Raw genomic sequence first — 23,484 nt, forward strand, 5'->3', positions numbered from 1 at the left:
CTCGCAGCGCAACGCAGCAATAAGCGCCGCGAAACCTGGTCCTGTGGAGCAGTTTGGAGTGCTCGCCACCCTGTCAAGGTGGAGGCCGCGGGTTCAAATCCCGTCAGGACCGCAGCAAAAAGCAAGGCCCGCTTCCCGGCTACGGGACGCGGGCCTTCTTCATGCACCGAAGGCCGCGCCCGCGGCGGAGCCGCAATCAGACACAGCAAATCCCGTCAGGCCCGCAACAGACGCCAAGGCCCGCCTCCCGGCGACCGGACGCGGGCCTTCTTCATGTGTGGACGCCGGTCCAGGCGTCCCAGCCCGTCCGGCGTTTGAGGACGAGGCCCCTTCAGGGCCGAAGCGGGGGGGCTGGGGGGCGGCAGCCCCCAGGACGGGCACGGCAGCGCCGGGGAGCGGCACGGCGGAAGTTCAGGCGAGCCACGGCGCCCCTCCGAAGCCCTCGGAGAGCCCCGTGGCGCGCCACGCCATCTTGACGGCGTCCCGAAGCCCCGGTACCCAGAAACCAGGCCCCCGTTCCCCGCGGAGCCCGGAGGTGGCGTATGGCGGCATCGGTCAGGCACGAGACGCGGGCATTGCTCCGTGCACATCTGTCGGCCGCGTCGTCCTACCGGCATCTGACCCGCCACTGCCCGATCTGCCACCGCCTGTTGCGGCTGGCGATGGACTCCGCCCCCGGAGCCGCCACGGCCCCGGAGGAGGTCACGGAGGACGAGACCCCCTCCTCGACGTAACTCCCTCTAGCGCACCGGGCGCTACGGCAACAAGGACTCTGGCATGTGACGGGAGTCACCGCATGAGTTTTTGAAACCGTGGAACTTACCCCTCCCCTACAACAGGTCAATTTAATATGTGCAATTGCACCCAGGATCGCACCCCCGCCAGGCGCTCCCCGAGGGCCGCCTCACAGGAGATCCGACACCCCTCCCCAGACTCCGACAAGCCCGCTCACAGGCTCGCCGGCCACCCACGGTGCGCGCACAAAAAAGATCGCGCTGGACTCGGCGGAGTCCAGCGCGATCGACGACGAGCTTGAGAATGGGCCCTGTTGGGGCAGGACCCGCGTCGCTTGTAGCTGGTGTTCGGGCGCCGCAGCCGACTGGGGGGCCGACCGGTTTGCCCGGTTATTCAGTTGTTCAGGCCTCGCTGCGCTGCTGCGGGATGCCCGCGAGCAGAGCGCGGACCTCAGCCTCGCGGTAACGGCGGTGCCCGCCGAGCGTACGGATCGACGTGAGCTTGCCGGCCTTCGCCCACCGCGTGACCGTCTTCGGGTCCACGCGGAACATCGTGGCGACCTCAGCCGGGGTCAGCAGCGGCTCGGCATCAGGGGTGCGAGCGGTCATGAGCGGCCTCCTCGGGAGAACCGAACCTTCTCGGTTCTTTCCTCTAAATTCTGCACCTTGACCCGCGTTGCCCGAAATGGCGGATGCGGGTCGAGTCGGTTATAGGACGAACGGCTTGTCCTCGGCACTACAACTACACCATCTGTCCAGCCGCGTCGGCCAAACCGATGGAATTGCCCCCCAGGTGTTCATCGGCGACGGAAGCCGATGGACCATGCCATAGCGGACAGTCACGCCTCTGTGACGATCAGTCACACAGGCGATCAGGAGTCACCAGACCCCCCAAAGCGGAACCTCCCCCGGGCCCCTTGTCCTATTTTGGCATGAGGAGGGGCAAGAGATGCAAGAGCCGGGTACGTGCGGTCCGTCACGCTTGACACTCCGTGAGGCGTACGCCCGGATCGGGACCTACGTCCCTTGTCGGTGAGACTTCAGGGGAAGTTGAACACCTTGAGCGAGGACGAAACCCCAAAACGGGCGTCAGGTCAAACGCCTGTTCGTGACGTGGCGCACATTCAGTTCGCCGAGCGCCGGTCCCTGACGGACCGCCAGCGCTCCACGAGCCGCCCGTAGGCCTCGCCCGCCGCCACCCCGTCACCGTGCCTGAGCGCCTCGATGCCCTCGGCCACGTCCGCCGCCGAGTGGTCGTCCTCCAGCTCGCCCGTCGGCAGCACATGCACCAGACCGCCGTAGTCGAGCTCGACCAGCGAACGCGGGTGGAACTCCTCCAGCCAGCGTCCGACATCGATCAGGCCGTCGATGAGCGGCCCTTCGTCGACGCCGTCCTTGAGGGCCCGCAGAGCCCGCGCCACGCGCCGCCGGGCCTGCACCATGGGCGTGCGGTAGCGCAGCATCGGCGGGATCTCGCCGGAACCCTTGTCGAAGCGCCGCTCCTCGTCGGAGACGAGCACGAACCAGTTCAGCGGCACCTGCCAGGTCGCGGTGCGGATCCAGGGCCGGGCGTCCGGGTTGCGGGCGAGCCAGCGCTCGTAGTCCTGCGCGGTCTGGCGGCGTACGACCTCGGGCAGCACCGCGTCCAGCACCGGCCCCGGCAGCTCCTCCCCGAGCTCCTCCAGCGCCAGCCAGCCGCGCAGCCGGGTGCGCCACGGGCACACGCACACCACGCCGTCCACGTCGAGCACGAAGGCGTCGCTGCTCTCGTGCACCGGCACCGGGACGGGCGGGACGGGCAGCAGATCGGCCAGGGAACGGCGCAGTTCGTCCTGGTACGAGGGACGGTCCGGGCGGCGGGCGTAGCGCGCCCAGTGGCTGCGCTCGGGTTCCGGGAAGGCGGCCAGCGGTTCGTACACGCGCAGATAGGTCGCGTACGGGACGATCACCGAGGACACCTTGGGCACGCCTGCTCTCTCCCCCGCCGCCTGCCGGGAAAACCTGCGAAACCCGCACACAAACATGCGGGAAAACTATGCAAATCGTCGCACGCCCGTACGCCGCGTGAAGGTGATCCTGAGCACTGCACGGTCAGGGGCCGCCTCAAGCCCTAATCTCGTGCCCAGCAGGCCCCGCCACCCTTACGGGCGCCTGTGTCCCATCGCCGCAATGTACCCAGGAGTCACCACAGTGACCGACGTAACCGGCGCCGCTGCCGATGTGCTGCACACCCTCTTCCACTCGGACCAGGGCGGTCATGAGCAGGTCGTGCTCTGCCAGGACCGCAAGAGCGGCCTCAAGGCCGTCATCGCCCTCCACTCCACCGCGCTCGGCCCCGCCCTCGGCGGGACGCGCTTCTACCCGTACGCGAGCGAGCAGGAGGCCGTCGCCGACGCGCTGAACCTCGCGCGCGGGATGTCGTACAAGAACGCCATGGCCGGGCTCGACCACGGCGGCGGCAAGGCCGTGATCATCGGCGACCCGGAGCGCGACAAGAGCGAGGAACTCCTCCTCGCGTACGGCCGTTTCGTGGCCTCGCTGGGCGGGCGCTACGTCACCGCGTGCGATGTCGGCACCTACGTCGCCGACATGGACGTCGTGGCCCGTGAGTGCCGCTGGACGACCGGACGCTCCCCCGAGAACGGCGGCGCGGGCGACTCCTCCGTCCTCACCGCCTTCGGCGTCTACCAGGGCATGCGGGCCAGCGCAGCGCACCTGTGGGGCGACCCCTCGCTGCGCGGCCGCAAGGTCGGCGTCGCGGGCGTCGGCAAGGTCGGGCACCACCTGGTGGAACACCTGCTCGAGGAGGGCGCCGAGGTCCTGATCACGGACGTACGGCAGGAGGCCGTGGAGCGGATCGTCGGCCGCCACCCGGCCGTCTCCCCGGTCGCCGACACCGAGGCGCTGATCCGGACCGAGGGCCTCGACGTCTACGCCCCCTGCGCGCTCGGCGGGGCCCTGAACGACGCGTCCGTGCCGGTGCTGACGGCGCGGATCGTCTGCGGCGCGGCCAACAACCAGCTCGAGCACCCCGGCGTCGAGAAGGACCTCGCCGACCGCGGGATCCTCTACGCGCCGGACTACGTGGTGAACGCCGGCGGGGTCATCCAGGTCGCCGACGAACTGCACGGGTTCGACTTCGAGCGGTGTCGGGCGAAGGCGGCGAAGATCTACGACACCACGCTCGCCATATTCGCACGTGCGAAGGAAGACGGGATTCCGCCGGCTGCCGCGGCCGACCGGATCGCCGAGCAGCGGATGCATGAGGCGGCCACGGAACGGGCGCACTGACGTTTGACCGGTACCCGTCGGCGCACACTTAGAGAGAACTCTCACGTTCGTCGGCGGGTCGGCCGCGAAGAAGTGGTTAAAATCGCGGTTGACCAGCGGGGACGGGGCTCCCCGCGGGTGCCGGTGCCGGGCCCGTGCTGCGGGCGACGTACCGTATGGGCGTGGGCTCAGGTACCGTGGAAGCCCTACGGACCGGTCTCTCTGCGGAGAGCCCGTTCCAGATCATGAACGCGTGTCAAGACTCTGGGGCCACCGAGCCCCGTATCCGAGGGGGTCGAGCCATGGGGCGCGGCCGGGCAAAGGCCAAGCAGACGAAGGTCGCCCGCCAGCTGAAGTACAGCAGCGGCGGGACTGATCTGTCGCGTCTGGCCAATGAGCTGGGCGCTTCGACTTCGAGCCAGCCGCCGAATGGCGAGCCGTTCGAGGACGACGACGAGGAAGACGACCCGTACGCCCAGTACGCGGATCTCTACAACGACGACGAGGACGAGGACGACGAGTCCGGTCCGTCGTCCCAACACCGCCGCGGCGCTTGACGCTCTAGCTGTGCTCAACCCGGTCCGAGTGGTCCACACCACCGGACCGGGTTTTGCGCTGCCCGTCAGGCTCAGGCGCTGTAGTCGCCCACCATCTCGGCGCCGGTCTCCTTGTCGCCGCGGTCGGTGATCTCGCCCGCGACCCAGGACTCGACCCCGCGGTCGGCCAGGGTGGCCAGGGCGACGTCCGCCGATTCCTCGGGGACGATCGCGATCATGCCGACGCCCATGTTCAGGGTCTTCTCCAGCTCCAGGCGCTCGACCTGACCCGTCCTGCCGACGAGGTCGAAGATCGGGTCCGGGGTCCAGGTGCCGCGGTCGACGACGGCGTGCAGTCCGTCGGGGATGACCCGGGCCAGGTTGGCCGCCAGACCGCCGCCGGTGACGTGCGAGAAGGCGTGCACCTCGGCCGTGCGGATCAGGGCCAGGCAGTCCAGCGAGTAGATCTTGGTGGGCTCCAGGAGCTCCTCGCCGAGGGTGCGGCCGAGCTCCTCGATCCGGGCGTCCAGGGAGAGGCCCGCCTCGTTCAGGAGCACATGCCGCACGAGCGAGTACCCGTTCGAGTGAAGACCCGAGGCGGCCATCGCGATGACGGCGTCACCCTTACGGATGCGATCCGCGCCGAGCAGCCGGTCGGCCTCCACCACGCCCGTACCGGCGCCGGCGACGTCGAAGTCGTCCGGGCCCAGCAGACCGGGGTGTTCGGCCGTCTCGCCGCCCACCAGGGCGCATCCCGCGAGCACACAGCCCTCGGCGATGCCCTTGACGATCGCGGCGACGCGCTCGGGGTGGACCTTGCCGACGCAGATGTAGTCGGTCATGAACAGCGGCTCGGCACCGCACACCACGATGTCGTCCATGACCATCGCGACCAGGTCGTGGCCGATCGTGTCGTAGACGCCCAACTGGCGCGCGATGTCGACCTTGGTGCCCACGCCGTCGGTGGCGGAGGCGAGCAGGGGACGCTCGAAGCGCTTGAGGGCGGAGGCGTCGAAGAGGCCGGCGAAACCGCCGAGGCCGCCGAGGACCTCGGGGCGCTGGGTCTTCTTCACCCACTCCTTCATGAGTTCTACGGCGCGGTCGCCCGCCTCGATGTCGACGCCCGCGGCTGCGTAGCTGGCACCAGTTGTCTCAGACATGGCAGTAGAGAACTTTCGTGTCGTACGGCAGGTGGGACGGGCTGCCTACGGGCGACGGATCGCGTCGGCGGCGGCCGTGGCGGCGGGCCCGGCGGCCAGCTCGGTCTCCAGGAGCTGCTTGCCGAGCAGCTCGGGGTCCGGGAGCTCCATCGGGTACTCGCCGTCGAAGCAGGCGCGGCAGAGGTTCGGCTTGGCGATGGTGGTCGCCTCGATCATGCCGTCGATGGAGATGTACGCCAGGGAGTCGGCGCCCAGCGAGGTGCCGATCTCGTCGATGGTCATGCCGTTGGCGATGAGCTCGGCGCGGGTGGCGAAGTCGATGCCGAAGAAGCAGGGCCACTTGACCGGCGGCGAGGAGATCCGGATGTGGACCTCGGCGGCGCCCGCCTCGCGGAGCATGCGGACCAGGGCGCGCTGGGTGTTGCCGCGGACGATCGAGTCGTCGACGACGACCAGACGCTTGCCCTTGATGACTTCCTTGAGCGGGTTCAGCTTCAGGCGGATGCCGAGCTGGCGAATGGTCTGCGAGGGCTGGATGAACGTACGGCCGACGTAGGCGTTCTTCACGAGACCCGCACCGAAGGGGATCCCGGACGCCTCGGCGTAACCGATGGCCGCCGGGGTGCCGGACTCCGGAGTCGCTATGACGAGGTCGGCCTCTACGGGCGCTTCCTTCGCGAGCTTGCGGCCCATCTCCACGCGGGAGAGGTAGACGTTCCGGCCGGCGATGTCGGTGTCGGGGCGCGCCAGATAGACGTACTCGAAGACACAGCCCTTGGGCTTCGCATCCGCGAATCGGGAGCTGCGCAGTCCGTTCTCGTCGATGGCGATGAACTCGCCCGGCTCGATCTCACGGACGTAGGCCGCACCGCAGATGTCGAGGGCGGCGGACTCGGAGGCGACGACCCAGCCGCGCTCCAGGCGGCCGAGGACCAGCGGGCGGATGCCCTGCGGGTCGCGGGCCGCGTAGAGGGTGTGCTCGTCCATGAAGACGAGCGAGAACGCTCCGCGCACCTTGGGGAGGACGGAATGGGCCCCCTCCTCGATGGTCAGCGGCTTGCCGTCCTCGTCGACCTGGGCCGCGAGGAGCGCGGTGAGCAGGTCGGTGTCGTTGGTGGCGGCCACACGAGGGCTGCGGCCCTCCTGCTTGGGCAGGTCGGCGACCATCTCGGCGAGCTGCGCCGTGTTGACCAGGTTGCCGTTGTGGCCGAGCGCGATGGAACCGTGCGCGGTGGCACGGAACGTCGGCTGGGCGTTCTCCCACACGGAGGCGCCGGTGGTCGAGTAGCGGGCGTGACCGACCGCGATGTGACCCTGGAGCGAACCGAGAGAGGTCTCGTCGAAGACCTGGGACACGAGGCCCATGTCCTTGAAGACGAGGATCTGGGAGCCGTTGCTGACCGCGATTCCCGCGGATTCCTGGCCCCGATGCTGGAGGGCGTAGAGCCCGAAGTAAGTGAGCTTGGCGACCTCTTCACCGGGAGCCCAGACCCCGAAGACGCCGCAGGCGTCCTGAGGACCTTTCTCGCCGGGGAGCAGATCATGACTGAGTCGACCGTCACCACGTGGCACGGCTCCGAGTGTAGGCGAGATCGACCACTGGTCCGAATTCGCGGAGAGTGGGCTTTCTTACTCCGCCCGGGCCGTAACGCTCCTGCCAGGCGCCTTGGTGATCTTCAGCGAATCGTGTTCCTGCTGGTAGGAGACCTTTCCGGAGAGGATCTCGGCGAGTTCGCGCTCGGTCTTCATCACCGGGCCCGCACACATCTTGCGCGTGGTCGCGAGACGCCCGAACTCGATGGTGCCGTCCTTGACCGTGGCCTTGCCGTTGAAGGTGTTGCAGCCGAGGCTGCCGGTGACGGTGTTGTTCTTGGTGAGGATGAGATGGGCGTTCTCGCCGAGGGACCAGCGGGTGCCCTTCAGGGCGGGGGGCTTCTCCTCACGCAGGGTGATGGTGTCGTCCTCCGGGCTGGTGAGGGTGAGGGTCCTGGCGCCCGGGGGCCCGTCCAGGCGGGCCTTGAGGTCGTTGTCGAAGACGCCGACGAACTTCTCCTCGAACTCCCCCAGGGCACCCGGGCAGCCGATCAGCGTCCTGACGAGGTCGGTGACCCTGACGGTGTCGCCGCGGATGTCCACATCGGCACCGATGTTGTTGCAGCCCACGGAACCGCCCGACTCACCACCGCCGGTGTCCGGATCGGGGGTGCCGGTCGCGAAGGTGATCCGGGCCTTCTTGAGGGCGGCCTTCCCGGGCAGGACGTAGTCCTTGCCGTCGACGGTGACCTTCTTGGGCACCCAGGAGGCGTCCGTGATGGTGTCCGCGAGGGGGGCGACGTCCTTGGCCCCGGACCCCGCCGGTTCCGTGCCGCAGGCGGCCAGGACGGTGGTCCCGGCCAGGGCCGCGGCCGCGTACTTGGCGTATGTCGTCCGCTTCATGACTCTTTGACGCATGAGGCGGGCGGTGGGTTCGGGGTTGTTATCAGTCCGTTGTCATGTTCGCCGTCAGGTCATGATCGGCAGCAGTCCGCCGAGGTCCGCCCGCTCCCCGCCGGCGCTCACCTTGGCCTCGTCGAGCGCGTCCTTCCAGGTGAGCCGGCCGGTCGCGAGCCGGATCCAGGTCAGCGGGTCGGTCTCCACGACGTTCGGCGGGGTGCCACGGGTGTGCTTGGGCCCTTCGACGCACTGCACGACGGCGTACGGCGGCACCCGCACCTCGGTCGAGCCGCCGGGCGCCTTGACGGCGAGGGCGTCGGCGAGAAGCCGGGTGCAGGCGGCGAGGGCCTGACGGTCGTGCGGGATGTCGAGGCCGGGCACGGCGGCGCTCAGGTCGTCGGTGTGGACGACGAGTTCGACGGTGCGGGTGACGAGGTAGTCGGCGAGGGGCAGCGCTCCGGCGTTGGTCTCCAGAAGCCGTGTGCCGGGGTGTGCGTCCAGCAGCTCGGCCAGGGTCCGCTCGACGTCGCCGAGGTAGGCGTCGAGGTCGGGGTGCCGTTCGGCGAGGCCGCGGGTGAAGTCGTCGATGGCCGCGGCGCTCGCGGCGGTGGCGAAGGGCCAGTCGAGGAGCGTGGCGTCCTGCCGCGGGGGCGCGGGCCGGTCCAGGCTCCGGTGGACGGCCGTGACCGCCATCCCGATGTGCGCGACCAGCTCGCGCACCGTCCACTCGCCCAGCCGCGTGCGGCACTCCAGTTGCTCGGGGGTCAGGGTGCGTACGGCTGCCCGTACGTTTCCGAGCTGGGCCTGCACGGCCGTGCGGATCTTGACGGGGTCGTAGGTGCGGGCGCGCTTCCTGGCCGTGGGCATGGCGGTGAGCCTAGTCGGCCCCGGAACGCGAGCGGGCCCCGCCCGTCGGGTGCCGGGCGGGGCCTGCTCAGTCGTACGACCGCCTACTTGAGCAGCGCGGGGATCGTCTCCTCGTGAGCCGTGCGCAGCTCCTCCAGCGACAGCTCGAACTCGCCCTGGAGCTCGACCGTGTCGCCGTCCACGACACCGATGCGGGTGACGGGCAGGCCGCGCGCACCGCACATGTCGTTGAAGCGGAGCTCCTCGGAGCGCGGTACGGCGACGACCGCGCGTCCCGCCGACTCGGAGAAGAGGAGCGTGAACGCGTCCAGCCCGTCCGGTACGACCAGACGCGCGCCCTTGCCGCCGAGCAGCGCCGACTCCACGACCGCCTGGATCAGACCGCCGTCGGACAGGTCGTGCGCGGAGTCGATCATGCCGTCGCGGGAGGCCGAGATCAGGATCTCGGCCAGCAGGCGCTCGCGCTCCAGGTCGACCTTGGGCGGCAGGCCGCCGAGGTGGTCGTGGACGACCTGGGACCAGGCCGAGCCGCCGAACTCCTCACGGGTGTCACCGAGGAGGTAGAGCAGCTGCCCCTCCTCCTGGAAGGCGACCGGCGTGCGGCGGGCGACGTCGTCGATGACGCCCAGCACGGCCACGACCGGGGTCGGGTGGATCGCCACCTCGCCGGTCTGGTTGTACAGGGAGACATTGCCGCCGGTGACCGGAGTGCCCAACTGCTGGCAGGCGTCGGCGAGTCCGCGGATGGCCTCCGCGAACTGCCACATGACGGCCGGGTCCTCGGGCGAGCCGAAGTTCAGGCAGTCGGAGACGGCGAGCGGCTTGGCGCCGGTCGTCGCCACGTTCCGGTAGGCCTCCGAGAGCGCCAGCTGGGCGCCCGCGTACGGGTCCAGCTTGGCGTAACGGCCGTTGCCGTCGGTCGCGATGGCGACGCCGAGGCCGGTCTCCTCGTCGATGCGGATCATGCCGGAGTCCTCCGGCTGGGCCAGCACCGTGTTGCCCTGCACGAAGTGGTCGTACTGCGAGGTGATCCACTTCTTGGAGGCCTGGTTGGGAGAGGACACGAGCTTCAGGACCTGGTCCTTCAGCTCCTCGCCGGACGAGGGCCGGGGCAGCTTGTTCGCGTCGTCCGCCTGGAGCTCGTCCTGCCAGGACGGGCGGGCGTAGGGGCGCTCGTAGACCGGGCCGTCGTGGGCGACCGTGCGCGGGTCGACGTCGACGATCTTGCCGCCGTGCCAGTAGATCTCCAGCCGGTCGCCGTCGGTGACCTCACCGATGACGGTGGCGATGACGTCCCACTTGTCGCAGATCTCGAGGAACCGGTCGACCTTCTCCGGCTCGACGACCGCGCACATGCGTTCCTGCGACTCGCTCATGAGGATTTCCTCGGGCGAGAGCGTGGAGTCGCGCAGCGGTACGTCGTCCAGAGTGACGCGCATGCCGCCGGAGCCGTTGGAGGCGAGCTCGGAGGTGGCGCAGGACAGGCCGGCCGCGCCGAGGTCCTGGATGCCGACGACCAGCTTCTCCTTGAAGGCCTCCAGGGTGCACTCGATGAGGAGCTTCTCCTGGAAGGGGTCGCCGACCTGGACGGCGGGGCGCTTCGACGGCTTGGCGTCGTCGAAGGTCTCGGAGGCGAGGATCGAGGCGCCGCCGATGCCGTCGCCGCCCGTGCGGGCCCCGTACAGGATGACCTTGTTGCCCGCGCCGGACGCCTTCGCGAGGTGGATGTCCTCGTGCCGCATGACGCCGATGGCACCGGCGTTGACCAGCGGGTTGCCCTGGTAGCAGGCGTCGAAGACGACCTCGCCGCCGATGTTGGGCAGACCGAGGCAGTTGCCGTAGCCGCCGATGCCGGCGACGACACCGGGGAGGACGCGCTTGGTGTCGGGGTGGTCGGCCGCGCCGAAGCGCAGCGGGTCCACGACCGCGACCGGGCGCGCGCCCATCGCGATGATGTCGCGGACGATGCCGCCGACACCGGTGGCCGCGCCCTGGTAGGGCTCGACGTACGACGGGTGGTTGTGGGACTCGACCTTGAAGGTGACCGCGTAGCCCTGGCCGACGTCGACCACGCCCGCGTTCTCGCCGATGCCGACGAGCAGGGCATCGCTCTGCGGGGCCTTCTCGCCGAACTGGCGCAGGTGCACCTTCGACGACTTGTACGAGCAGTGCTCGGACCACATGACCGAGTACATGGCGAGCTCGGCGCCCGTCGGGCGGCGGCCGAGGATCTCCACCACCCGCTCGTACTCGTCCTTCTTCAGGCCCAGTTCGGCCCAGGGCAGCTCGACGTCGGGGGTCGCGGCCGCGTGCTCGACCGTGTCCAGAGGCGTCCGGCTCATGCGTTGACCAGCTTCTTGAGGATCGAGGTGAAGAAGGGGAGGCCGTCGGTGCGGCCGGAGCCGATGAGCGGCTCCACGGCGTGCTCCGGGTGCGGCATGAGGCCTACGACGTTCCCGGCCTCGTTGGTGATGCCGGCGATGTCGTTGAGCGAGCCGTTGGGGTTGAAGTCCAGGTAGCGGAAGGCGACCCGGCCCTCGGCCTCCAGCTTGTCCAGCGTGTACTGGTCGGCGACGTACCGGCCGTCCATGTTCTTCAGCGGGATGTGGATCTCCTGGCCGGACTCGTAGTCGGCGGTCCAGGCGGTCTCCGCGTTCTCCACCCGCAGCTTCTGGTCGCGGCAGATGAAGTGGAGGTGGTCGTTGCCGAGCATTCCGCCCGGGAGGAGGTGGGCCTCGGTGAGGATCTGGAAGCCGTTGCAGATGCCGAGGACCGGAAGCCCGGCCTTCGCCTGCTCGATGACCGTCTCCATCACCGGCGAGAAGCGGGAGATGGCGCCGGCCCGCAGATAGTCGCCGTAGGAGAAACCACCGGGGAGCACGACCGCGTCGACCTGGTGGAGGTCCTTGTCCTTGTGCCAGAGAGCGACCGGTTCGGCACCCGCGAGGCGGATCGCGCGCTGGGTGTCCCGGTCGTCGAGGCTGCCGGGGAAAGTGACGACGCCAATACGAGCGGTCACTTCGCGGCCTCCGCGACTTCCTCCACCTTGACGGTGAAGTCCTCGATCACGGTGTTGGCGAGGAAGGATTCCGCAAGATCGTGGATGCGGGCGAGCGCGGCCTCGTCGACCGGTCCGTCAACTTCCAGTTCGAATCGCTTTCCCTGACGTACGTCGGAGATGCCTTCGAAACCCAGTCGCGGCAGTGCGCGCTGGACCGCCTGGCCCTGGGGGTCGAGGATCTCCGGCTTGAGCATGACGTCGACTACGACGCGTGCCACTGGCACTCCCGGTGGTGTGGTGCTGAGCAGGTTCCTTCAGACTACCCGCACAAAATTTCTACGCGCGTTGAGTTGTAGGAATCTACGTGACGGCCATCACGGCGCATCACGGACGCGGGCGTCCGCGAAAATTTCCGGGAAAGATCCCAGATCGACACCCGATACCTATTGCGCTCGGACACGCGGAAGGATTTAGTCGAGCTTCACAATGCATTGTCGGGCACTGTACAAATGAATTGGCAACGTGCCGTACGAAGGGACCGATATTCGTGGCGCAGAAGGTCGTGGTCACTCTCTTTGACGACATCGACGGCTCGGAAGCAGCGGAAACGATCGCCTTCGGGCTCGACGGCAAGTCGTACGAGATCGACCTGAATCAATCCAATGCCAAGAAACTGCGTAAGGCGCTCGAGCCCTACGTGGAGGCCGGCCGCAAGCGGTCCAGGTCGGGCAAGGCGTACAAGCAGACCGAGGTCGCTCCCGACCCGGCGGCGGTGCGGGCCTGGGCCCAGGCCAACAAGATGGACGTCCCCGCCCGCGGACGGATCCCCAAGAAGGTCTACGAGGCGTTCGCCGAGGCGCAGTAGGTCCCCGTCGACGCCGGGTCACCCGCCCCTCGGGACAACCGACTTGCGTTGCACCCCACCTGGTCAGCTAGAGTCTGGAGCACGCCGAGGGGCGAGGCCGAAAAGGCCCAGCTCACGGAGTACACGCGGGTGTAGTTCAGTAGTAGAACATCCCCCTTCCAGGGGGAAGGCGCAGTGTGCAATTCCTGTCACCCGCTCTGCACCGCCGGTCTGGACCCTTGTGGATCAGGTAGGCTGGTGCTCGCGCCGATCGGTGAGAGCCGGTCGGATGCAATGCGGACGTAGCTCAGTTGGTAGAGCGCAACCTTGCCAAGGTTGAGGTCGCGAGTTCGAGCCTCGTCGTCCGCTCTGAATCAAGCCCTCCGGTTTCGGCCGGGGGGCTTTTTCATGTCCGAATGATCCACCGGCGTCTGACATTTGTCATACGGAGTGGTGACAGCGCGCACTGCTGTCGCATCCCGTCCGCCGGGACGCTGGGTTCATGAACATCGACGAACGCGAACACGTGATTGAGGTCACCGACCTCCGGCGTGTGTACGGGGGCGGGTTCGAGGCCGTGCGCGGGATCAGCTTCTCCGTGGCACGCGGAGAGGTCTTCGCCCTGCTCGGCACCAACGGCGCCGGCAAGACATCCACCGTCGAACTCCTCGAGGGGCTCGCCCGGCCGACCGAGGGCCGCATCCGTGTCCTCGGACACGATCCGTACGCCGAGCGCGCCGTCGTGCGCCCGCGGACCGGGGTGATGCTCCAGGAGGGCGGCTTCCCTTCCGAGCTGACCGTGGGCGAGACCGCGCGGATGTGGGCCGGCTGCGTCAGCGGGGCCCGGCCGCCCCTGGAGGTGCTGGAACTCGTCGGGCTCGCCCGGCGGACCGACGTACGGGTCAAGCAGCTGTCCGGAGGCGAGCGGCGACGGCTCGACCTGGCGCTCGCACTGCTCGGCGACCCCGAGGTGCTCTTCCTCGACGAGCCGACGACCGGGCTCGACGCCGAAGGACGCCGGGACACCTGGGAGTTGGTGCGGGCACTGCGGGAGCGCGGGACGACCGTGCTGCTCACCACGCACTACCTGGAGGAGGCCGAGGATCTCGCCGACCGGCTGGCGATCCTGCACGAGGGGCGGGTCGCGGTCACGGGGACACCGGACGAGGTGACCGCCGCGCAGCCGTCGCGGATCTCGTTCGAGCTTCCGGAGGGCTACTTCGTGGGGGATCTGCCGCCGCTCGGGGAGCTCGGGATCTGTGGGCACGAGGTCGCCGGGAGGGTCGTACGGCTGCGGACGCATCAGCTGCAGCGGGCGGCCACCGGGCTGCTGATCTGGGCCGAGCGGGCCGGGGTCGAGCTGCGGCGGCTCGATGTGCGCTCGGCCTCGCTGGAGGAGGCGTTCCTCGGGATCGCGGCGCGCGAGGAGGTCGCGGCATGAGCACCCTCACCACTCCCGCCGGACGGCTGGGCTCCCTCGCCCGGGCCGAGTTCACGCTGCTCGGGCGCAGCAAGGCCACGCTCCTCACGGCCGTTCTGATACCGCTCGTGCTGCCCTTCAGCCTGCAGACCTTCGTGGACGGCATGGAGGTCGACGAGGTCGGGCTGAGCGTCGGTCTGGTGCTGCTGCCTGCCGCGATCGGTTTCGCCCTGCTGTTCGGCGTCTACAGCGCCCTCGTCGGGATCTACACCACCCGGCGCGAGGAACTCGTGCTGAAGCGGCTGCGCAGCGGGGAGCTGCGGGACGTCGAGATCCTGTGCGGGACCGCGCTGCCGGTCGGCGCGACCGGGATCGTGCAGTCCCTGGTGCTGGTGGCGGGAAGCACGGTCCTGCTCGACCTGCCCGCGCCGCACGCGCCCCATCTCGCGGTCCTGGGACTGCTGTTGGGGCTGGTCATGTGCGCGGCCCTCGCGGCCGTGACGGCCGCCGTGACCCGGACCGTGGAGAGCGCCCAGGTCACCACGTTGCCGTTCGTACTGATCTCGATGACCCTCTCGGGCGTCACCGTGCCCCTGGAGCTGCTGCCCGACCGGTTCGCGTCGATGTGCGAGCTGCTGCCGCTCTCCCCCGTGATCACCCTGGTCCGCGGCGGCTGGACGGGCGCCCTGTCGACGTACGAGGCACTGGGCGCCCTCGCGACCGCCCTGGCCTGGACCGTCCTGGCGGTGTTTGCTGTGGGACGGTGGTTCCGGTGGGAGCCGAGGCGCTGACGTACGGGGAGAACATGCGCGAGCCGGGGGGCTGGTGGCGGCGGAAGAGCACACCGGCGAAGATCGAGACGTACACGCGGTGGTCGTTCCACTTCTTCGCGCTGGCCGAGGTCGCCGCGGTCGGACTGCCGCTGTTCGGTGCGATGCCGGGCTGGCTGTCCGTCCTGCTGCTGGTGTTGCTGGGCGGGCACGCCGGACTCTGTGCCCTGACCGCGTCCCGGGCGCTGGACTGGACGCGCGGCCGTCGCGAGCAGCCCCTCCACATGCTGTGGACACTCGGCGCGGTCACCGTCGCCGTCGCCGTGACGGCCATCGCGATCACCGAGCACGGGCCCCGCGGGGAGGACGTCGACACCGCGGCCGGGGGGATCTTCGCCGTCGTGCTGATCTTCGGTGCCGGAGTCATCGCGCTGGGGCTGCGCGACCGGAAACGGATCTTCGCCCTCGTCGGCGGGTTCGCGACGGGCGCCGGGGTCATCGCCTTCCCGCTGGGGCTGCCCGGTCCTGCGACCCTGGCGGCGATGGTGGCCGTCCTGCTCGGTGCCGGGTTCCTCGCCTTCACCTCCGTCTTCTCGGTGTGGCTGCTCACCGCCGTCTACGAGCTCGACGAGGCCCGCGAGACCCGCGCCCGGCTCGCCGTGGCCGAGGAACGGCTGCGGTTCGGGCGGGACCTGCACGACGTGATGGGGCGGAACCTCGCGGTGATCGCGCTCAAGAGCGAGCTGGCCGTGCAGCTCGCCCGGCGCGGACGGGAGGAGGCCGTGGACCAGATGACCGAGGTGCAGCGGATCGCGCAGGAGACACAGCGTGAGGTGCGCGATGTCGTGCGCGGTTACCGTGAGGCCGATCTCGAGGTCGAACTCACGGGAGCGCGCGGGGTGTTGATCGCCGCGGGCATCGCCTGCGAGATCACCGGGGAGCCGGGCGAGCTGCCCGCCGAGGTGCAGTCGGCGCTGGGCTGGGTGGTCCGGGAGGCCACCACGAACGTCCTGCGGCACGGGGACGCCAAGCGGTGCACGGTGGCCGTACGGACGGAGGAGGAACGAGTGGAGCTGACCGTGGAGAACGACGGGGTGCTGAGATCGTCGGGCGGTGCCGGCGGGTCCGGGCTCGCCGGACTGCGGGAACGGCTCGCGGCCGTCGCCGGGACGCTGGAGGCGGGACCTGCCCGCGAAGGGGTGTTCCGGCTGGTGGCGCAGGTGCCGCTGCCGGCGACGGAGGCGACCTCGTGAGCGCGCGGGTCGAGTCGCGGATGAGCGCGCGGGTCGAGTCGCGGATGAGCGCGCGGGTCGAGTCGCGGGAAGTGGTCTCGTGACCCTGCGGGTGCTGCTCGCCGATGACGAGCATCTGATCCGGGGAGCGCTGGCCGCGCTGCTCTCGCTGGAGGACGACCTGGCGATCGTCGCGGAGGCGGCCACCGGCCCCGAGGCGCTGGCGATGGCCCGGGCGCACGGACCCGACGTCGCCGTACTGGATCTCCAGATGCCCGGCGCGGACGGTGTGAAGGTCGCCACATCCCTGCGGACCGAACTGCCCGAGTGCAAGGTCCTGATCGTCACCAGTCATGGACGGCCCGGGCATCTCAAGCGGGCTCTGGCGGCCGGTGTGCGGGGGTTCGTCCCCAAGACCGTGAGCGCCCAGCGGCTCGCGGAGATCATCCGCACGGTGCACGCGGGAAACCGTTACGTCGACCCCGAGTTGGCCGCCGACGCGATCTCCGCCGGGGACTCGCCGCTGACTGCCCGGGAGGCCGAGGTGCTGGAACTCGCCGCCGACGGCGCGCCCGTCGCGGAGATCGCCGAACGGGCCGCGCTGTCGCAGGGGACCGTACGGAACTACCTGTCGTCCGCCGTCTCCAAGCTCGGGGCCGAGAACCGTCACGCGGCCGTGCGGCTCGCACGCGAGCGAGGTTGGGTATAGTGGTTCTCGCGCCACGGCGCATGCGAACGTAGCTCAGTTGGTAGAGCGCAACCTTGCCAAGGTTGAGGTCGCGAGTTCGAACCTCGTCGTTCGCTCTGTTTCGGCAAAGGCCCCCGGTTCTCACCGGGGGCCTTTCGCATTACGACCAGCTCGTGCCCGTCAGTCGCTCGTACGCTTCGACGTACTTGGCGCGGGTGCGGTCCACGACCTCCTGCGGCAGCGGCGGCGGGGGCTGCTCGCTCCTGCGGTCCCAGCCGGACTCCGCCGAGGTCAGCCAGTCGCGCACGAACTGCTTGTCGTACGACGGCTGCGCGTGCCCCGGCTCCCACTGGTCGGCCGGCCAGAAGCGGGAGGAGTCCGGGGTGAGGACCTCGTCCGCGATGACGAGGGTGTCCCCGTCGAAGCCGAACTCGAACTTGGTGTCCGCGAGGATGATCCCGCGGTCCCGGGCGATGTCCCGGCCGCGCGAGTACACCGCGAGGGTCGCCTGGCGGAGCTGGGCGGCGGTGTCCGCGCCGACCCGGCGGGCGACCTCCTCGTAGGAGACGTTCTCGTCGTGCTCGCCGACAGCGGCCTTGGTGGCCGGGGTGAAGATCGGGGCGGGGAGCTCGCTGCCGTCCGTGAGGCCCTCCGGGAGGGCGAGGCCGCACACCGTGCGGGACTCGTTGTACTCCAGCAGGCCGGAGCCGGTGAGGTAGCCACGGGCGACGGCCTCCACGGGGACCATCCGGAGCGACTTGCAGACCAGGGTGCGGCCGGCCCAGTCGGCGGGGGCGCCTTCCGGAACCTCCGTGCTCAGGACGTGGTTCGGCATCACGTCGGCGATCTGGTCGAACCACCACAGCGACAGCTGGGTGAGGACGCGGCCCTTGTCGGGGATCTCGGTCGGCAGCACCCAGTCATAGGCGGACAGGCGGTCGCTGGCGACCATCACGAGGTCGCCCGCCTCGTTCTGGTACAGCTCGCGCACCTTTCCGGTGTGCAGATGCACCAGGCCCGGAACCTGGAGCGGCTCGGGCTTTTCTACGAATCCGGACACGGTTCCTCCCCGTGGGTATGTCCAACGGGTCAATTGTCCCGTACAGGCTGCTGACCTTGGACTTGGGGTCTGTTGCGGCTTGTCGGGTGCTCGGCGTGAGCTCAGTCACGCTTGCAGATGCGGTCCAGGAGATTGGCGGTGGCGCGCTGGACACGGGTGTCACGGTGGCCCGGGCGGTCCAGCGCCGGGGACCAGGCGAAGGTGCCGGCGGCGAAGACCAGGGCGCCGGAGGGAGCACGGTAGAGCGACGTCTCCTGGTGGCGCAGGGCGCCCTCGCTGTCGGCGTAGGGCGAGTGGGCGAGCAGGATGCGGTCGTCGTGCTCGGGGAGCGGGGCCCGCGGGAAGTAGCGGTCGGCCTCGCCCGCGACCAGGCCGGCGAGTTCGTCGCCCTCGTGCGCGCCGGTCGCGTCCCACAGCCAGTGCTCGGCGTTGCGGACGATCAGGGGGTGGGGTTCGGGCACCCGTCCCGCGTACTGGATGCCGACCAACTGCTGTTCGGGGCGGTCGACTTCGCGCCAGAGCACCGGTTTTCCCGGCCCCCTGCGTTTTCGGCAGGTCAGCAGGCGGTCGGGGACGCCGGACGGGGAGGGGCTCAACTCGACCTGCCAGTACATGGTGTTGGCGGACAGGAAGACCAGCGAGGTGCCGCTGTCCCTGGCTCGCTCGACCGTGCGGCGCATGGCCGTCGACCAGTACTCGTCGTGGCCGGGGAAGACCAGGCCGCGGTAGCGGGTGGGGTCGAGGTGGCCGGCGTGCAGGTCGCGGGCGTCGGCGTAGGAGAGGTCGTAGCCGTAGCGCTCGGCGAAGCGGATGAAGTCGTAGGCGTGGCCCACGTGCATCGGCAGGCCCGCGCCCGCGTACGGCCGGTCGAAGGAGACCGTGGTCGCCGCGTCGGCCTCGCCGAGGAGCCGACCGCTCTCGTCCCAGGCGTGGTAGAGGCTGGCGCCGGTACGGCCGTCCTCCGGGTAGAGGTTGTACGCCTGCCAGGTCACGTCGGGCAGCAGGAGCAGCAGGTCCGCCGGGTGATTGTCCCGGACCGTGAAGGGGATGTGCGAGCGGTAGCCGTCGACGGTGGTGAGGACGGCCACATACGCCCCGTTGCTCCAGTACGACGGGATCTGCAGCCGCCAGGACAGCCACCAGTGGTGACAGGAGACCGTGCGGTCGGCGGTCAGAGGCGGGGGCTGGACGATGCCGGAGAGACGGGGGCTGGTGGTGATCTTCGCCGCGCCGTCGCCGCCGTAGTGGCCGATGCGGTAGATGTCGACGCCGAACTCCTGCGGCGGGTCGACGGTGATGTGGAAGTCGACGGCCTCGCCGGGGGCGACCGCGCCGGTCGAGGTGAAGCCCTTGATCTGGCGGCGGACGTCGTCCGCGGAGCGGGGGCCGCCGCCGGGGGAGCTGCGCGGGGCGGGGACGCGCGGGGCGCCCTGCTTCGGGGTGTGCGCCGGGTCCGTCTCGACGTACCAGGGCACCACCTGGCCGGTGTCGTCGAAGTACGTCTCACTCCCCCGCAGCCAGGGGACGGGGCCCTGGCCGAAGGGGTCCGTCACGGCGTGCGCGAGTGCTCCCGACTCCCAGCGGCGGATGTGCTCCGGTCCTGGCCCCATGGTCGCTCCCCTCCCTCGTGCCCCCGTTGTTCGTCGTGCGCGGTGCGGTGCGGTGTGCCTGGTCGTGCGCCTGGTTGCCCGCGTGGTCGTGCGGGTGGTCGTGCGGGTGTCGTGCGTCTGTCCTATGGCGCGTGCCCTTGCCAGGTGCGCGATCGGTCCCAGCACATCACATTCCGCACTCAGGCTGTCACTATTCGTTGCGAATTGGCCGAAAGTGGAAGCGGGCATTCCGTCTCGGTCAGACGAGACGGACCGGCTTCTCGGGACGTATCCCCGACTTGACCAGCCAGGCGCGCAGCGGAGCGGGGTCGCCGTCCTCCACGAGGCTCAGGACACGGGGGGCGAGGTCCGCGGCTCGTTCGCCGTTGATGAGCAGTGACGGGCCGTCGAGCCAGTCCAGACCCGGGGCGGCCCCGGCGGTGTCGATCGCGGCGCAGCAGACCATCGCGGTGACGTGATCGGTGAGGAGCTCGCGGGCGCTGCGAGGGGGCTGCAGCGGGAAGAGGGGGAGAGCGGTGTCGTCCCACGGGGTGGCGTCGGGGGTGGTGCGGGACGGGGGTGCGGCGGCTTCCTCACGGGCGAGCTCGGCGGTGAGAGCGGCGGCGAGCGTCTCGGCTTCGCCTTGGATCTCCGGGTGTTCGCTTGTACCGGCGCTTGTATCGGCGGCTGTATCAGCGCTGGTGCCGGCCGGGGTGCCTTCGCCGGCGGGGGTGTGGTCCTGCGGGGTGGTGTCCTCGTCGGAGAGCGCGGGTGCGGCGGCCTCCGCGTCCGGCGTGACCGCGGGCACGTCCGGTGCGGGCCGGTCGGCCGTGGTGAGGGAGGTCGGGCCGGTGGGCCTGGCGGAGGTCTGGTCGGCGGGCCCGTCGGCGGGCGTGCCGAGGGGCGCCACGTCGGTGGGCCGCGCGGGGGCCGTGGAGTGGGGTGTCTCGTCCGTGTGGTGGGGGGCGGAGAGGTGAGTCAGGACTCGGGAGAGGGTGGGGGCGTCGGAGTCCGGTGAGGTGGTGCCCGGGGTGCGGCTGACGCCCTGTGCGTCGAGGACTCGGTGGAGGCGGGCCGCGTCCAGGCGCCACTTCCGGTCCACGACCTCTTCGGGGTACTCCTGCCAGTCCACCGGGGACCAGTCAGGGCCGGTCTCCGCGGGGCCGCCGTGGAAGAGGCGGGCGGCGAGGAGGGAGGCGGCCTCGTCGATCGTGCCGGGCTCCTCCAGCAGGTCGCACGCGGGGCGCTCCCCCAGCCGTGAGGCGAAGCCCTCGGCCAGGCGGTCGCGGCGCGACAGCTCGGTGAGCGCGGCCACCACGCCCGCGTCCAGACGGGAGGGCCAGCGACCCATCCGCCAGGCCGGGAGCGCGACCCGGGTCAGCAGCCGGTCCCAGCCCGCGTACGCCAGGCCCACCTGCTCCTGGGCCACGATCCGCAGGCCGTAGTCCACAGCCTGTGCGCGCTCGGCGGCCGCGGCGGCCACCCCGCGCTCCATCTGGGTCGCGTGCTCCCGGCAGCTGCGCAGCAGGAGGCGGGCCACCCAGGCGACACCCGCGCATCCCGCACGGGTGAGCGGGCAGCGGCCGGGGGCTGAGCCGACGGCCACCGCAGCGTCAAGACCGCGCACGAAACGGCGGGCCGCCGCTATGTCGGGGTGGGCCGAGGGGCCCGTACCGGCGACGACCGGGGCGAGGACCGCGCGCAGTTCGCCGACACGCATCCACCACAGGAACGGCGAGCCGATGACCAGCACCGGTGCGGCCGGCACACGGCGGTGGGAGCCGCGGACGCCCGCGATCTCGTCGTCGCGGCCCTCCTGCGGGGGCGGGCCGTGGGCGGGGTGGGTGCGGTCCTCCAGCCAGCTGTCGCAGTCCGGGGTCAGCGCTATCGCGGAAGGGGCGGGGACGTCCAGGCGGTCGGCGAGGTCGCGCACCATGCGGTACAGGTCGGGCGCGGACTCCTCGGCGATCGCGACGGTCGGGCTGACGGCGGGCCGGGCGCGGGCGACGACCAGGGCCACCGCCCCTGCGGCGAGCAGCACCACCGCCCCGAGCACACTCATGACCAGCCGGGCGGTGTCCCAGAACCCGCCCACGAGATGCCTGGTGGAACCTCCGGCGAGCAGCACCACGGCCACCGCCGCGGGCAACAGCGCCACGGCCAGCGCACGGCTGCGGATGCGCAGCACGGCCAGGGCCCGGGAGCGCGCGACCTGCGCGCCCGCCTCCGCACCGATACCGGTCATGACCGGACCTCACCCCCTCCCTGCCGTCCTGAATGCCCAGCTGTCCTGGTGTTGCTCACTCCCCCACTGTGGCACCCACCACCGACATCGCAATGCCGGTGGGCCAAGTGCCGGACCGCTTGCGCCGCACCCTAGTTGGGCCCCGGGCCCCCGTCAGCCGTATGGAGCCCCGGTCACTCGATGGAATGGCTTTGGGGAGAGGACGATGACATACAGCAAAGATCAGGCCCCGAATCCTTAGACGGATCCGGGGCCGGTCAGGTTGTTCCGGGGCGGGTGATTCGCCCCGGTTCTCAGCACTTCTCAGGCTTCGGACGCCGCCTTCGCCGCGATGTCCGTCCGGTGCTGCGAGCCGTCGAGCCGGATACGGCCCACCGCCCGGTAGGCGCGCTCGCGGGCCTCCGTGAGGTCCTTGCCGGACGCCGTGACCGACAGGACGCGGCCGCCGGCGCTGACGACCGCGTCACCGTCCTTCCTGGTCCCGGCGTGCAGGACGTACGTGTGCGGGGCGTCCTGCTCGGCCACCTCGTCGAGGCCGGTGATCGGGTCGCCGGTGCGCGGAGTGGCGGGGTAGTTGTGGGAGGCGACGACCACGGTGACCGCGGCGTCCTCGCTCCAGCGCAGCGGCGGCAGGTCCTCGAGGTTGCCGCTCGCGGCGGCGAGCAGGACACCGGCCAGCGGGGTCTTCAGGCGGGCCAGGACGACCTGGGTCTCGGGGTCGCCGAAGCGGGCGTTGAACTCGATCACCCGTACGCCCCGGGAAGTGATCGCGAGACCGGCGTACAGCAGGCCGGAGAACGGGGTGCCGCGGCGGCGCATCTCGTCGACCGTCGGCTGCAGAACCGTCTCCAGGACCTCCTCCACCAGCTTGGGGTCGGCCCAGGGCAGCGGGGAGTACGCGCCCATGCCACCGGTGTTCGGCCCCTCGTCGCCGTCGAGGGCGCGCTTGAAGTCCTGGGCGGGCTGCAGCGGGAGCACGGTGTCGCCGTCGGTGATGGCGAAGAGGGAGACCTCGGGGCCGTCGAGGAACTCCTCGATGACCACCCGGTCGCAGGCGTTGGCGTGCGCCGCTGCGGCCTCGATGTCGCTGGTCACGACCACGCCCTTGCCCGCGGCGAGACCGTCGTCCTTGACGACGTACGGGGCGCCGAAGGCGTCGAGGGCCTCGGCGACCTCCTCGGGGGTCGTGCAGACGTAGGAGCGGGCGGTCGGGACTCCGGCCGCGGCCATGACGTCCTTGGCGAAGGCCTTGGAGCCTTCGAGCTGCGCGGCCTCCCCGGACGGGCCGAAGACCGGGATGCCTGCCTCGCGCACGGCGTCGGCGACCCCCGCGACCAGCGGGGCCTCCGGGCCTACGACGACCAGGTCGGCGCCGAGTCGCTGCGCGAGCGCGGCCACCGCCCCGCCGTCGAGGGCGTCGACCGGGTGCAGCTCGGCGACCTCGGCGATACCGGCGTTGCCGGGTGCGCAGTGCAGTGCGCTGACGTCGGGGTCGAGGGACAGGGAGCGGCACAGGGCGTGTTCGCGGGCGCCGTTACCGATGACGAGGACCTTCACGGGGGTCAGCCTAACGGGGTTTTTGTGGGGGCTTCCTAAGGGGTGGAGGGAGCGGAGTCGTAGATTCCTCCAAGGCGC

The 23,484-nt window shown here is 70.4% G+C and carries 21 protein-coding genes and 4 tRNA genes; 12 read left to right on the forward strand and 13 right to left on the reverse strand.

From position 1 onward, the window contains the following. Positions 1-37: 37 nt before the first annotated feature. Positions 38-112, forward strand: a tRNA-Asp gene (locus tag IOD14_RS42780). A 430-nt stretch (positions 113-542) separates the two neighbouring features. Beyond that, complete coding sequence (locus IOD14_RS42785) at positions 543-734, forward strand: DUF6274 family protein (protein WP_212673061.1); 192 nt, start codon at positions 543-545, stop codon at positions 732-734. A 402-nt stretch (positions 735-1,136) separates the two neighbouring features. Here the strand turns inward: IOD14_RS42785 and bldC are convergent, their stop codons facing one another. Both bldC and IOD14_RS42795 read right to left on the reverse strand, forming a co-directional pair. Continuing rightward, positions 1,137-1,343, reverse strand: a complete 207-nt coding sequence (gene bldC / locus IOD14_RS42790) for a developmental transcriptional regulator BldC (RefSeq protein WP_003949541.1) — start codon at positions 1,341-1,343, stop codon at positions 1,137-1,139. 515 nt (positions 1,344-1,858) lie between these two features. Next, entirely contained in the window at positions 1,859-2,701 is an 843-nt protein-coding gene (locus IOD14_RS42795; RefSeq protein ID WP_123990235.1) for a hypothetical protein, read from the reverse strand. Positions 2,702-2,924: 223 nt separating this feature from the next. On the opposite strand from IOD14_RS42795, the gene IOD14_RS42800 reads away from it, so the two are divergent. Then, the gene (locus IOD14_RS42800) at positions 2,925-4,025 is read left to right on the forward strand and encodes a Glu/Leu/Phe/Val dehydrogenase dimerization domain-containing protein (RefSeq protein WP_212673062.1); all 1,101 of its coding nucleotides are present in this window, start codon (positions 2,925-2,927) and stop codon (positions 4,023-4,025) included. Between the two features lie 281 nt (positions 4,026-4,306). Beyond that, complete coding sequence (locus tag IOD14_RS42805; RefSeq protein ID WP_123990237.1) at positions 4,307-4,561, forward strand: DUF3073 domain-containing protein; 255 nt, start codon at positions 4,307-4,309, stop codon at positions 4,559-4,561. A gap of 71 nt (positions 4,562-4,632) precedes the next feature. On the opposite strand, the gene purM is transcribed toward IOD14_RS42805, so the two are convergent. The 7 genes from purM to purS form a co-directional block, all read right to left on the reverse strand. Then, complete coding sequence (gene purM, locus IOD14_RS42810) at positions 4,633-5,700, reverse strand: phosphoribosylformylglycinamidine cyclo-ligase (RefSeq protein WP_123990238.1); 1,068 nt, start codon at positions 5,698-5,700, stop codon at positions 4,633-4,635. Between the two features lie 45 nt (positions 5,701-5,745). Then, positions 5,746-7,272 carry an amidophosphoribosyltransferase gene (gene purF, locus IOD14_RS42815; protein ID WP_123990239.1) on the reverse strand — a complete coding sequence of 509 codons (1,527 nt, stop codon included), beginning with the start codon at positions 7,270-7,272 and terminating at the stop codon, positions 5,746-5,748. A gap of 57 nt (positions 7,273-7,329) precedes the next feature. Beyond that, positions 7,330-8,136, reverse strand: coding sequence for an META domain-containing protein (locus IOD14_RS42820; RefSeq protein ID WP_123990240.1), 807 nt, complete (start codon positions 8,134-8,136; stop codon positions 7,330-7,332). A 66-nt stretch (positions 8,137-8,202) separates the two neighbouring features. Beyond that, positions 8,203-9,000: a maleylpyruvate isomerase family mycothiol-dependent enzyme gene (locus IOD14_RS42825; RefSeq protein ID WP_212673063.1), complete on the reverse strand. Its 798-nt coding sequence runs from the start codon at positions 8,998-9,000 to the stop codon at positions 8,203-8,205. Between the two features lie 83 nt (positions 9,001-9,083). Beyond that, positions 9,084-11,342 (reverse strand): phosphoribosylformylglycinamidine synthase subunit PurL, encoded by a 2,259-nt coding sequence (purL, locus tag IOD14_RS42830; RefSeq protein WP_123990242.1) that lies wholly within the window; start codon positions 11,340-11,342, stop codon positions 9,084-9,086. Continuing rightward, entirely contained in the window at positions 11,339-12,019 is a 681-nt protein-coding gene (purQ, locus tag IOD14_RS42835) for a phosphoribosylformylglycinamidine synthase subunit PurQ (protein WP_123990243.1), read from the reverse strand. The genes purL and purQ overlap by 4 nt, the downstream gene beginning before the upstream one ends. Further along, positions 12,016-12,279, reverse strand: coding sequence for a phosphoribosylformylglycinamidine synthase subunit PurS (purS, locus tag IOD14_RS42840; protein ID WP_015659417.1), 264 nt, complete (start codon positions 12,277-12,279; stop codon positions 12,016-12,018). Before purS ends, purQ begins: the two co-directional genes overlap by 4 nt. A gap of 269 nt (positions 12,280-12,548) precedes the next feature. Here purS and IOD14_RS42845 point away from each other — a divergent pair, with 269 nt between their 5' ends. The 8 genes from IOD14_RS42845 to IOD14_RS42880 all read left to right on the forward strand — a co-directional run bounded on the left by IOD14_RS42845 (position 12,549) and on the right by IOD14_RS42880 (position 17,071). Next, positions 12,549-12,866, forward strand: coding sequence for an Lsr2 family protein (locus IOD14_RS42845; protein WP_123990244.1), 318 nt, complete (start codon positions 12,549-12,551; stop codon positions 12,864-12,866). A 125-nt stretch (positions 12,867-12,991) separates the two neighbouring features. Then, a tRNA-Gly gene (locus IOD14_RS42850) sits at positions 12,992-13,063 on the forward strand. A gap of 78 nt (positions 13,064-13,141) precedes the next feature. Continuing rightward, positions 13,142-13,214: transfer RNA gene (locus IOD14_RS42855), tRNA-Gly, on the forward strand. A 133-nt stretch (positions 13,215-13,347) separates the two neighbouring features. After that, on the forward strand, positions 13,348-14,286 hold the full coding sequence (locus IOD14_RS42860; RefSeq protein WP_212673064.1) for an ABC transporter ATP-binding protein: 939 nt from the start codon (positions 13,348-13,350) through the stop codon (positions 14,284-14,286). Continuing rightward, positions 14,283-15,056 carry an ABC transporter permease gene (locus IOD14_RS42865; protein ID WP_123990246.1) on the forward strand — a complete coding sequence of 258 codons (774 nt, stop codon included), beginning with the start codon at positions 14,283-14,285 and terminating at the stop codon, positions 15,054-15,056. Before IOD14_RS42860 ends, IOD14_RS42865 begins: the two co-directional genes overlap by 4 nt. A 14-nt stretch (positions 15,057-15,070) precedes the next feature. After that, positions 15,071-16,288 (forward strand): histidine kinase, encoded by a 1,218-nt coding sequence (locus tag IOD14_RS42870; protein ID WP_212673517.1) that lies wholly within the window; start codon positions 15,071-15,073, stop codon positions 16,286-16,288. A 79-nt stretch (positions 16,289-16,367) separates the two neighbouring features. Further along, positions 16,368-16,976, forward strand: a complete 609-nt coding sequence (locus tag IOD14_RS42875; protein ID WP_174269172.1) for a response regulator transcription factor — start codon at positions 16,368-16,370, stop codon at positions 16,974-16,976. A gap of 22 nt (positions 16,977-16,998) precedes the next feature. Next, positions 16,999-17,071, forward strand: a tRNA-Gly gene (locus IOD14_RS42880). 44 nt (positions 17,072-17,115) lie between these two features. On the opposite strand, the gene IOD14_RS42885 is transcribed toward IOD14_RS42880, so the two are convergent. From IOD14_RS42885 to purD, 4 genes are all read right to left on the reverse strand, one after another. After that, positions 17,116-18,015, reverse strand: a complete 900-nt coding sequence (locus tag IOD14_RS42885) for a phosphoribosylaminoimidazolesuccinocarboxamide synthase (RefSeq protein ID WP_123990247.1) — start codon at positions 18,013-18,015, stop codon at positions 17,116-17,118. A gap of 101 nt (positions 18,016-18,116) precedes the next feature. After that, positions 18,117-19,625, reverse strand: a complete 1,509-nt coding sequence (locus IOD14_RS42890; RefSeq protein WP_123990248.1) for a N,N-dimethylformamidase beta subunit family domain-containing protein — start codon at positions 19,623-19,625, stop codon at positions 18,117-18,119. A gap of 238 nt (positions 19,626-19,863) precedes the next feature. After that, positions 19,864-21,849, reverse strand: coding sequence for a hypothetical protein (locus IOD14_RS42895; protein WP_212673065.1), 1,986 nt, complete (start codon positions 21,847-21,849; stop codon positions 19,864-19,866). A gap of 303 nt (positions 21,850-22,152) precedes the next feature. Beyond that, on the reverse strand, positions 22,153-23,406 hold the full coding sequence (purD, locus tag IOD14_RS42900; protein WP_123990250.1) for a phosphoribosylamine--glycine ligase: 1,254 nt from the start codon (positions 23,404-23,406) through the stop codon (positions 22,153-22,155). Positions 23,407-23,484: the final 78 nt, after the last annotated feature.

Source organism: Streptomyces sp. A2-16, from assembly GCF_018128905.1.
Taxonomy (GTDB): Bacteria; Actinomycetota; Actinomycetes; order Streptomycetales; family Streptomycetaceae; genus Streptomyces.

Excerpts from the sequence above, each read along its gene's own strand:
- IOD14_RS42785 (WP_212673061.1), top strand. The coding sequence starts at position 543 with ATGGCGGCATCGGTCAGGCACGAGACGCGGGCATTGCTCCGTGCACAT.
- bldC (WP_003949541.1), bottom strand. The coding sequence starts at position 1,343 with ATGACCGCTCGCACCCCTGATGCCGAGCCGCTGCTGACCCCGGCTGAG.
- IOD14_RS42805 (WP_123990237.1), top strand. The coding sequence starts at position 4,307 with ATGGGGCGCGGCCGGGCAAAGGCCAAGCAGACGAAGGTCGCCCGCCAG.
- purM (WP_123990238.1), bottom strand. The coding sequence starts at position 5,700 with ATGTCTGAGACAACTGGTGCCAGCTACGCAGCCGCGGGCGTCGACATC.
- IOD14_RS42820 (WP_123990240.1), bottom strand. The coding sequence starts at position 8,136 with ATGAAGCGGACGACATACGCCAAGTACGCGGCCGCGGCCCTGGCCGGG.
- IOD14_RS42825 (WP_212673063.1), bottom strand. The coding sequence starts at position 9,000 with ATGCCCACGGCCAGGAAGCGCGCCCGCACCTACGACCCCGTCAAGATC.
- purL (WP_123990242.1), bottom strand. The coding sequence starts at position 11,342 with ATGAGCCGGACGCCTCTGGACACGGTCGAGCACGCGGCCGCGACCCCC.
- IOD14_RS42860 (WP_212673064.1), top strand. The coding sequence starts at position 13,348 with ATGAACATCGACGAACGCGAACACGTGATTGAGGTCACCGACCTCCGG.
- IOD14_RS42865 (WP_123990246.1), top strand. The coding sequence starts at position 14,283 with ATGAGCACCCTCACCACTCCCGCCGGACGGCTGGGCTCCCTCGCCCGG.
- IOD14_RS42870 (WP_212673517.1), top strand. The coding sequence starts at position 15,071 with ATGCGCGAGCCGGGGGGCTGGTGGCGGCGGAAGAGCACACCGGCGAAG.
- IOD14_RS42890 (WP_123990248.1), bottom strand. The coding sequence starts at position 19,625 with ATGGGGCCAGGACCGGAGCACATCCGCCGCTGGGAGTCGGGAGCACTC.
- IOD14_RS42895 (WP_212673065.1), bottom strand. The coding sequence starts at position 21,849 with ATGACCGGTATCGGTGCGGAGGCGGGCGCGCAGGTCGCGCGCTCCCGG.